This window comes from Micromonospora craterilacus (assembly GCF_003236315.1).
Lineage (GTDB): Bacteria > Actinomycetota > Actinomycetes > Mycobacteriales > Micromonosporaceae > Micromonospora > Micromonospora craterilacus.
In genome coordinates this window covers 21,327-30,608 of the sequence record NZ_POTY01000056.1, presented here as the reverse complement: position 1 = coordinate 30,608, position 9,282 = coordinate 21,327, and the positions used below count along the sequence as shown (strand labels likewise).

The following is a 9,282-nucleotide window of genomic DNA, read 5'->3' as shown; positions in this document are numbered from 1 at the left end:
GCCCCGTCGCCCGAGTCGCCGGCCCAGCCACCCGCGTCGCCCGGGTACCCGCCCGCCGGGGCGGCGTTCGATCCGAGGGTGGCGGTGCCTCCGCCGGGTGGCTACTTCGGGCCCGGTCCGGTCGCGGCGCCCGTACCCGCGCAGGGCCAGCCGGCGGCGCGTCCCGCCGGGCCGCTGGACGTCAACGCCGCCCGGCTGGACGACCTTGCGGCGCTGCCCGGCTTCGACCCGCAGCGCGCCCGGTACGTGCTGGCCGAACGGGACCGGCGGGGCGGCTTCGGCAGCCTGCCCGAGTTCGTCGCCGCCGCCAACCTGGCCCCACACGAGTACGCGCGACTGCGCGACGGCCTGGTGTGCACGCCGCCCGCCGGCCCCCCACCGGGGCGACCGCCGCAGGGCCGCGTCCTGGATGTCTGAGCCTGGCCCGGCCCCTCGCCGCGGCGCGGAGACGGTGGCCCTGGCCCGGTTCCTTCCCGCCACCCGAGCCGAAGGGCCGGGTGAGCGAACCGCCATCTGGGTGCAGGGCTGCGCCATCCGCTGCCCCGGTTGCTTCAACCCGCACCTGTGGAGCTTCCGGGGCGGGGAGCAGGTCGCCCCGGCCGACCTGGTACGCCGGGTGCTCGCCGCCGGCACCGAAGGGCTGACGCTGCTGGGCGGCGAGCCCTTCGACCAGGCGGCCCCGCTGGCGGAGGTCGCCATCGGCGTACGCGACGCCGGACGCTCGGTAATGACCTTCACCGGCTACACCCGCTCGCGGTTGACGGCGGCGGTCGACGCCGGCCGGGACGACGTCGCGGCCCTGCTCGCCGCGACCGACCTGCTCGTCGCCGGGCCGTTCGAGGCCGACCGGATCGACACCAAGCGGCCCTGGGTGGGCTCCACCAACCAGGAGTTCGTGCTGCTCAGCGACCGTTTCCCGGGTCTGCTCGACGGCCTGTCGGGCAGCCCGGACCGGGTCGAGATCACAGTGGACGCGACCGGACGGGTCGAGGTCAACGGCTGGGCCGAGGTGGCGGCTCTCGACGAGTTGCTGGCCATGGTGGGCCGCCCGCCACCCCGCCGGCCGAGTGCCGCCCGGCGCTAGCGGGCCAAACGGTGGGTTCGGCTCGGCTGAACAGACCCTTTGCATCTGGATGAAGGTGCACCAAGATTGCCGGAACATCCGGCACACGGGGGTAGGGGAGCCGGATACCCACAGAGGAAGGACGTGGCACATCGTGGTGCCTTTCTCCGGTAGGAGACTGCTTGCCGGTATCGCGGCCAGCACCCTCCTGGGCACGGTGGCGCTGGCAAGCCCGGCGTCGGCGGACCCGAACAACAACTCGGCCAAGAAGCTGACCAAGGCGGTGACGGTCGAGGGTGTGTTCAAGCACCTCGACAAGTTCCAGGCCATCGCCACCGCGAACAACGGCACGCGTGCCTCCGGCACTCCGGGCTACGACGCCAGTGCCGACTACGTGGCCGGGCTGCTGAAGAAGGCCGGCTACAAGGTCAGCCGGCAGCAGTTCGACTTCGCGTTCTACGAGGAGTTCGGCTCCTCGTTCGCCCAGGTGGCACCGAACCCGACCACCTACCAGGCGGGCGTCGACTACGACCTGATGGACTACTCCGGCGACGGGGTTGGGCAGGGGCAGGTCGTCGCGGTAGACCTCAACCTCACGCCGCCGCGCGCCTCGACGTCCGGCTGCGAGGCCAGCGACTTCGCCGGCATCAACGTGGTCGGCAAGATCGCGCTCATGCAGCGCGGCACCTGCGGGTTCGGGGACAAGGTCGCCAACGCCGAGGCCGCCGGCGCTGCCGGTGCGATCATCATGAACCAGGGCAACGGCACGCCGGAGGCCAACCCGGACCGTTGGGAGCTCTTCGCCGGCACGCTCGGCGCGCCGGTCGGCATCCCGGCGGTCTCGGTGTCCTACGACACCGGGGCGCAGTTCGCGGCGACCCCGGGTCTGGTCCTGCGGATCGAGGCCGACACCACCTCGGAGGTCCGGAGCACCGAGAACGTCTTCGCCCAGACCAAGGAGGGCCGCACCGACAACGTCGTGGTGGCCGGGGCGCACCTCGACTCGGATCCGGCGGGGCCGGGCTACAACGACAACGGCACCGGCAGCGCCGCGCTGCTCGAGGTCGCGTTGCAGATGGCCAAGGTGAAGCCGAACAACGCGGTTCGCTTCGCCTGGTGGGGCGCGGAGGAGGCGGGCCTGATCGGCTCGCAGTACTACGTGGACAGCCTGACCGAGCAGGAGATCGCGAACATCGCGCTCTACCTGAACTTCGACATGATCGGCTCGCCGAACTACGTGTTCGGCGTGTACGACGGCGATGACTCCGCGCAGGAGGGTGCGGGCCCTGGTCCGGAGGGTTCGGCGCAGATCGAGAAGGTGTTCGAGGACTTCTTCGCCTCCCGCAAGCTGCCCACCGTGCCGTCCGACTTCACCGGTCGGTCGGACTACGGGGCGTTCATCGACGTCGACATCCCCGCCGGTGGCCTGTTCACCGGTGCGGAGGGCCGCAAGACGGCCGCCGAGGTCGCCCTCTTCGGTGGCCTGGAGGGGGAGGCCTACGACCCCTGCTACCACCAGGCCTGCGACAGCCTTACGCCGGTCGCTGACGGTGCCGACGCCGCGCTGTACCAGGCGCTGGGGAAGAAGTACAAGCTCAAGGGCAACGTCAACGTCTTCGCGCTCGACGTCAACGCCGACGCCGTCGCCACCGCGGTGATCACGTTCGCGTTCGACACCTCGGCCGTGAACGGCGTGAAGTCGCCGGGCAAGTCGCACGGCAAGGGCAAGGGGCACGGCCACAAGCACGGCCACGGGCACGCCTGGAAGTAACCGAGCGTCCCGCTGAGCGGGCCGGGTCCCACACCGGGGCCCGGCCCGTTCGTGTCACTCGGGTGGCCGGGCCGATCGGGTCAGCCGCCAGTGCTGCCGCTTGCCGTCGTCGCGGACCACCACGCCGTAGCGGCCCAACTCCGCGCGCAGTTCCCCGGCCTCCTCGCCCCGGTCGCGTTCCACCGCCTCCTGCCGGGCCCGCAGCAGCGCGTCCGCGCCGGCCGGCAGCCCGGGCAGGCCGGGCACCCAGCGACGGTACGCCGCCCGGTGCGGATCCTCCGCCACCCACGGCCAGCCGTGCTCGCGGAACGCCCCGGCCAACTGGGCGGCCGGCAGGTCGGAACGCTGCCGGACCAGTTCGCCGTCGTCCCCGTCGAGCAGCACCAGATCCTTGCCGTCGACGAAGGCCACCCGGGTCTCCGACCGGCCCACCTCCCGCTCGGTGCTGCCACGGCGCAGCCGGACCCGGCTGCCGTCCACGGTGACCCGCACCCGCTCGGCGGTGCCGATCGCGGCGATCACCAACCCGGCCAGTACGCCGACTCCCACCCCGCCAGCCAGGGCGTACCCCTCGTTCAGCCTGTCGACCAGGCGGAACAAGCCCTGTAGTGGTGCCCAGGGCAGGTCGGCCACCCAGCCCGCACCGAGGGCGAGCAGGCCGCCCGCCGCGCCGCCGAGCACCGGGATCCCGCCCCAGAGCACCAGCAGTTCGCCAGCGTCGCCGCCGACCACGGTCGGCGTGCCGTACGACGTCATGCCACCTCCTGACGCATCGTCCGGACCAGCCCGGCGAGCAGGGGTACGCCCAGCCACACCAGCAGCGAAACCCCGAGTCGCCCCCACTGCCCGGCGGTCATCTCGGCTTCGAACAATGACTGCATGGTGCACCCCGGTGTCCAGCCACTCGCCGGCGCGGTTCAGCGGCCGGACCAGATCGCCCTGCTCGTACCCGACGCCGGGCTGGTCTGAGCGGGTCCGCCGGCAAGCATTACCGGGGATTGAACTATCCCGTCCTGGAAGCCGTACCAATGCGCGAGGTGCGGTGCTGAAGCGCACCGCTACCGGAGCTGCGGGAGGTCTGCCGTGCGAGTTGATGAGCAATCGACGGATCCCATCGATCAGATTCTGGGCGACTTGCCGGTTCCGGCGCCGTTGACCCCTGAGGATGTCCGGCTGGCGGTCCGGGCGGTGGTCGTGCACGCGGCGGAGGAATGGCCCTCGGGGGCGCTCTGCCGTAACGACGGTGCCCGGTTCCCCTGCCGGCTGCACCGCTGGGGCCGGCGGGTGCTGCTGAACCACGGGCTCAACGAGCGGCAGCTCGACGCCCTCATCCGGCACGGCAACCCGTTCGTGCACGTGCCGTTCCCGTTCCTGGTGAACGGGCCCGCACCGACCCGTACCCCGGCGGTCCGTCCGGCGGGGGCCGCCGGCTACCCGGCGCGCGGTCCGGTGCCGCGGGTGTCCGCTCCGGTGGTGCGGCCCGGCATCCGGACCTCGGGCTCCGGCCGGCCGGTGGCACCCCCCGCCACCGCGCCGCGCTGGCCGCGGGCGAGCTGAACGGCTCGCCCGCGGCCATACGACGCCGGCCCGGAGCGCGCGGTCCCCACCCCGCCCGCGCCCCGGGCCGGCGTCGCTAGGACCTGTGTCGAAGCCCCTGGCCGGCCTGCGGCGGGCCCAGGCGACAACCGGCGGCGTTGGGGATTGGTCCGGATACAACACCGGTATCCGGACCAATCCCCGCCTTGCCGGATCGTCGCCTGGACTCCGCCTCGGCTCGACCGAGGACTTCGACACGGGCCCTAGTCGCTGCTGGCGGCGATCCCGCAGTTGGGCGCGGCCTGGTAGGTGGAGTTCGGGCTGCGGTCCCGGTTGTTCTCCCGCCGGGAGTCGAGGTGGACGTGGTTGTTGTGGCCCTGCACGCCGGGGCCGAGGATGCCGCTGAATCCGTGGTTGCGGGCCTCGCGGGCGATCTGGCAGAGCGACCTGCTGCGCGAGACGACATCGGCGGCGTTGCCGTACAGGTGCTGGCTGTCCGTCGCCCCGCCCACCTGGCTGTTGCAGGTGCGGCTGCGGAAACCGCTGCTGACGGTCAGTGGCCGGTCGCCGAGGCTCTTCCGCAGCGCCTCCAGCTTCCACATCGTACGCAGGGCGTTCTGCCGGGTCTCGGCGGCGCTCAGGGGGCCACCGGTCCACCCGCCCCGGCCGCAGCCGTCGTCCATCTCGCTCCAGGTGAAGTGCCGGGGCGTGCAGTCGTTGTCCTGGAGTTCGTACAGCTTCGCGAAGGTCTGCGGCCCGGCGATCCCGTCGACCCGCAGGTCGTACGCGGACTGGAACCGGCGTACCGCGGCGGCGGTCTTCGGGCCGTACCGGCCGTCGAGCTCCACGATGTTGCGGTTGCCGGCCCAACCGGCGACCCGCAGCTGCAACTCCCGCACATCGCTGCCGGAGCGTCCCTGGTAGAGGTTGCGGTTCCAGGTGTAGCAGCCGTCGGCGTGGGCTGCTGGCGCGGCGACCACCGCGGCGATCGCGGTGCCCGGCAGGGCCAGGGCCAGGGCGACGACGGCCCGCTTCAAGGTGTGTACGCGCACAGAAGTCTCCCAATATGAGAGGGAATGGGATGGCATTCGGGACTTCGACCATCTCGTCCCGCGAAGTCCACCCTTGCAGCCTGAGCAGTGAGTCAGCGGCGATTAACGAGAATTGTCCTCATGATTCGCGGTACCTGAGGATCAGCTGGGAAATCCGCCGTTCTGCGAACCGGGCATTCGGCGCTGCGGTGCCGCAGAGGCGCGGATACCGTACGGAAGGTCGCAGCCTGGCGCACCGAGGGTGATGTTCCCGGGCCCGGGTGGGCCGGTAACCTCAGCGCGGGCGACGACCGGGAGGTGGGCGTGGCACGCGGTGGCATCTTCTGCGTCGAGGGCCAGTGGCACCGGGATCTCAACGAGCGCGGATCCGTCCTGCCCACCCTCGAACTGCTGGAACGGCTGGGCCGGGTTCGTTTCATCCACAAGGACGCGGCCACCCGGGACGAGCTGTTCTACTTCCTCGACCGCTGGCTGCTGAAGCAGTACGCCGACTACCGGCTGGGCTTCTTCGCCATGCACGGCGAGCCGAACCGGCTGTGCCTGACCGACTGGCACTCGGTCGAACTCGCCGAGATGGCCGAGCGGATGGCCGGGCGCTGCGAGGGGCGGCGGCTCTATTTCGGCAGCTGCTCGGTGCTGCGCGCCTCCGAGTCGGTGCTGCGCGAGTTCCTCGACGTCACCGGTGCGGCGCTGATCTGCGGCTTCACCCGCGAGGTGGACTGGGTCGAGTCGGCGGCGTTCGAGACCGTCCTACTCGACGTGCTCGCCAACGGCCAGCGGCACAACGCCGCCGAGCTGCGCATGGGTTCGGCGCACTGGGCCCCGCTGGCCTCGTACCTGGGCTTCCGGGTCATCTACGCCAACGGCCGGGCCTGGCGGCCGTCGGTGCGCCCCCGGGTGCCCAGCCAACCGTCCGCCGGCCGTGCCACCTGACGGCTGGCAGACCTGACGGCTGGTAGAAACGAACGATGCCACGCATGATCGCTCGCAACTCCCGGGTCGACCGGGACGGCCTCGTCGAGTTCCTCCGCTCCCGGCACCGGGTGGTGCTGATGACCACCCGCGCCGACGGGCGCCCGCAGTCGTCGCCGGTCGCCGCCGGGGTGGACGCCGCCGGTCGGCTGGTGATCTCCACCTACCCCGAACGCGCGAAGGTCGCCAACATCCGCAGCGACCCGCGGGTGTCGGCGTGCGTGCTCTCCGACGACTGGAACGGGCCGTGGGTGCAGATCGACGGCACCGCCGAGGTGCTCGACCTGCCGGAGGCGCTCGAACCGCTGGTGGAGTACTTCCGCAGCATCTCCGGCGAGCACCCGGACTGGGACGAGTACCGGCAGGCGATGGTGCACCAGGGCAAGTCGCTGATCCGGGTCAACATCACCTCGTGGGGCCCGGTGGCCACCGGCGGTTTCCCGGCCCGGCTGGCCGACTAGGGCCTGTGTCGAAGTCCCTGGCCGGCCTGCGGCGGGCCCAGGCGACGACCGGCGGCGTTGGGGATTGGTCCGGATACAACACCGGTATCCGGACCAATCCCCGCCTTGCCGGATCGTCGCCTGGACTCCGCCTCGGCTCGACCGGGGACTTCGACACAGGCCCTAGGGCGGGGTGCGGCGACAGCCGCACCCCGCCGGTGGTGTCAGTGTCCGGCCGTCGCGTACGTGGCGCAGCCGATCAGCTCCATTGACACCTGGAGGCGCTCCAGGCTGATGTTCTTGGCGATGGTGTCCTCCGGGCTGTGGTACGGCGGCTCCAGCAGCGCCGGAGACTCCTCACCCCGCCAGGAGAAGTTGGCGCTGGCGATGCCGACCTCCTGGAACGACTGGTGGTCGCTGGACCCGCGCTGGGTCACCGGGGAGATCTGCGGCTCGTAGCCGAGCCGCTGCGCCGCGGCGGTGACCTCGTCGGTGGCCCGGTTGCTCTGGCCGGTGAACGACAGCACCCAGTACCGCGTGGCCGGGTCCCAGCTGGTGGCGACCATGTCGTTGTTGTAGACGGCGACGATCCGGTCGCGCTCGGCCTGCGGCAGCTCGCGGACGTAGTAGCGCGAGCCGATGAGCCCCTGCTCCTCGGAACCCCACAGGGCGAACCGCACGGTGGCGTTGACCGGAATCGCCTTCAGCACCCGGGCCAGCTCCAGGGAGAGCACCGTGCCGGAGCCGTCGTCGTTGGCGCCCGGCGCGCCGATGACCGAGTCGTAGTGGGCGCAGACCATGACCACCGGGCCGTTGGGGCCCGACCGTCCGACCCGCTCGGCCAGCACGTTGTGCGAGGTCAGCCCGCGGTGCGCGGTGGTGGTGATGGTCAGCGTCAGCGGGCCGGCGGCGAGCAGCGCCCGCAGCCGGTGCTTCTGCGCCTGGGCCACCCCGACCACCGGGATCGACAGCGGCGAGCTGGCCGAGCCGGGCAGCGTGGGGGAGAACGCCGAGGCACGGCGGGGCTCCACCAGGTCGGCCGGGAGGAAGACCACGCCGACCGCCCCGGCGGCCACGGCCCGCGCCGCCACCGCCTCGCGCTGGGACGCGACGTAGTCCACCAGCACGATCTTGCCGGTGACGTCGGCGGTGAAGTCGGCCGCCGCGCCCGCGCGGACGTCGGCGACCGACGCGGTGACGGAGGTGTCCAGCCCCGCGTGGGCGCTGCCCCCGACCTGCCAGTTGAGGTCGTTGGGCAGGCCGGCCGGCGAGCTGAGCTGGGCGAGGAACTTGTCGGCCACCGCGAACGGCTGCAGGGTCGTGTTGTAGCCGAAGTGGTCGAGCTGGCTGGCGATGTAGTGGGCGGCCCGGCGCTCCGACTCGGTGCCGCCGATCCGCGGCCCGATGTCCTCGGAGAGCACCTTCAGGTGCTCCAGGGCCCGCCGGGTGGACAGCTGCGCGATGACCTTGCGGTCCTGCGGGGTGAGCTTGGGGGCGCCGACCGAGCCCGGCCGCTGGTCGTCGGCGGCCCAGGCGGGCGCGGGCAGCGCCACGACCGCGGCGCCACCGAGGGCGACGGTCAGCATCCGCCGCCGGTTGAGGAAACTTTCTCCAATGGACTGGGACGAATCGTGCGGGGGTGTCACGGTGTCGTCGAGCGAAGCCAAGACGGCATCCTCCTGATTCGAGGCCATACCCGGGTGTCAGGGGTGTGAGACCCGGGTCACAGAGGCTCGAATCTATCCCGCGAGCTGCCGTTTCTCAAGATCAGGGGATCAGTAGGCGGCAGTGAAGCGCATATTCCGGAAACGCGGTTTTTCAATCTCGTCGATTACCGCGACGGCGAGATCCTCGTAACTGAGCACGCTCCGGCCATCGGTATCGGTCACCGGATGCTCGGTTCCGGTGCGGTATTTCCCGGTGCGTTCGCCCGGATGGAACTCCAGCGGCGGCGGGGAGACGTACGTCCAGCTCACCCCGTCGGCCGACGAGCGGTAGAGATCCAGCGCCGCCGCCTGGCCCAACGCCGCGTCCCGATACTCCGGGGGGAAGTCGGGCTCGTCCAGCAGCCGTCCGCCGGCCGGCGTGAGCAGGGTGGCTCCGCCGCCGACGTGGATGACGCGGGGCGCGGCCGGCATCGACTGCAACACGTCGAGCAGGGCCCGCGCCGCGTCGGGCCACAGCGTGTGGTCACCGCCGCCGATCGCCACCACCAGCGCGTCCGCCTCCGGCGCCAACTCCCGTACGCTGCGCTCGCTGGTGGCGTCACCGGTCACCACCCGGACCCCGGCCGGCAGGTACGAGGTGGCCTCCGGCCGGCGTACCGCAGCGACGACCCGGTGCCCCCGGTTGTACGCCTCCGCGACGATCCGCGAGCCCGCGGTGCCGCCCGCCCCGAACACGACTATGTCGCTCACGGTCCCAGGCTATGGACCGACTCCGCCGGCC

Annotated in this window: 10 protein-coding genes and 1 pseudogene; 6 read left to right on the top strand and 5 right to left on the bottom strand. The window is 71.9% G+C overall.

Annotated features, from left to right (window positions below; translation table 11 throughout):
* The 3 genes from C1I95_RS11670 to C1I95_RS36310 form a co-directional block, all read left to right on the top strand.
* Positions 1-417 (top strand): ComEA family DNA-binding protein (locus tag C1I95_RS11670; protein WP_233513577.1); only part of this gene is annotated, 417 nt, incomplete at its 5' end.
* The gene (locus C1I95_RS11665) at positions 410-1,084 is read left to right on the top strand and encodes a 4Fe-4S single cluster domain-containing protein (protein WP_111213818.1); all 675 of its coding nucleotides are present in this window, start codon (positions 410-412) and stop codon (positions 1,082-1,084) included. The genes C1I95_RS11670 and C1I95_RS11665, both read left to right, overlap by 8 nt.
* Positions 1,085-1,217: 133 nt before the next feature.
* Positions 1,218-2,834, top strand: coding sequence for a M28 family metallopeptidase (locus C1I95_RS36310; protein WP_233513574.1), 1,617 nt, complete (start codon positions 1,218-1,220; stop codon positions 2,832-2,834).
* 54 nt (positions 2,835-2,888) lie between these two features.
* Here C1I95_RS36310 and C1I95_RS11655 read toward each other — a convergent pair whose 3' ends face one another.
* Both C1I95_RS11655 and C1I95_RS36305 read right to left on the bottom strand, forming a co-directional pair.
* Complete coding sequence (locus C1I95_RS11655) at positions 2,889-3,590, bottom strand: YqeB family protein (protein WP_111213816.1); 702 nt, start codon at positions 3,588-3,590, stop codon at positions 2,889-2,891.
* Positions 3,587-3,740 (bottom strand): annotated as a pseudogene (locus C1I95_RS36305) (ABC transporter permease); the annotation flags it as partial. The pseudogene C1I95_RS36305 and the gene C1I95_RS11655, both read right to left, overlap by 4 nt.
* 246 nt (positions 3,741-3,986) lie before the next feature.
* On the opposite strand from C1I95_RS36305, the gene C1I95_RS11650 reads away from it, so the two are divergent.
* Positions 3,987-4,391 carry a hypothetical protein gene (locus C1I95_RS11650; protein ID WP_233513572.1) on the top strand — a complete coding sequence of 135 codons (405 nt, stop codon included), beginning with the start codon at positions 3,987-3,989 and terminating at the stop codon, positions 4,389-4,391.
* Positions 4,392-4,633: 242 nt separating this feature from the next.
* Here the strand turns inward: C1I95_RS11650 and C1I95_RS37110 are convergent, their stop codons facing one another.
* Entirely contained in the window at positions 4,634-5,422 is a 789-nt protein-coding gene (locus C1I95_RS37110) for a D-Ala-D-Ala carboxypeptidase family metallohydrolase (RefSeq protein WP_111213814.1), read from the bottom strand.
* Positions 5,423-5,725: 303 nt separating this feature from the next.
* Here C1I95_RS37110 and C1I95_RS11640 point away from each other — a divergent pair, with 303 nt between their 5' ends.
* Positions 5,726-6,355, top strand: coding sequence for a DUF6642 family protein (locus C1I95_RS11640; RefSeq protein ID WP_111213824.1), 630 nt, complete (start codon positions 5,726-5,728; stop codon positions 6,353-6,355).
* Between the two features lie 35 nt (positions 6,356-6,390).
* On the top strand, positions 6,391-6,855 hold the full coding sequence (locus C1I95_RS11635) for a PPOX class F420-dependent oxidoreductase (protein WP_111213813.1): 465 nt from the start codon (positions 6,391-6,393) through the stop codon (positions 6,853-6,855).
* Positions 6,856-7,058: 203 nt separating this feature from the next.
* On the opposite strand, the gene C1I95_RS11630 is transcribed toward C1I95_RS11635, so the two are convergent.
* Entirely contained in the window at positions 7,059-8,501 is a 1,443-nt protein-coding gene (locus C1I95_RS11630) for a M20/M25/M40 family metallo-hydrolase (RefSeq protein ID WP_233513569.1), read from the bottom strand.
* 108 nt (positions 8,502-8,609) lie between these two features.
* Positions 8,610-9,251: an NAD(P)-dependent oxidoreductase gene (locus tag C1I95_RS11625; RefSeq protein WP_111213811.1), complete on the bottom strand. Its 642-nt coding sequence runs from the start codon at positions 9,249-9,251 to the stop codon at positions 8,610-8,612.
* Between the last annotated feature and the right edge of the window lie 31 nt (positions 9,252-9,282).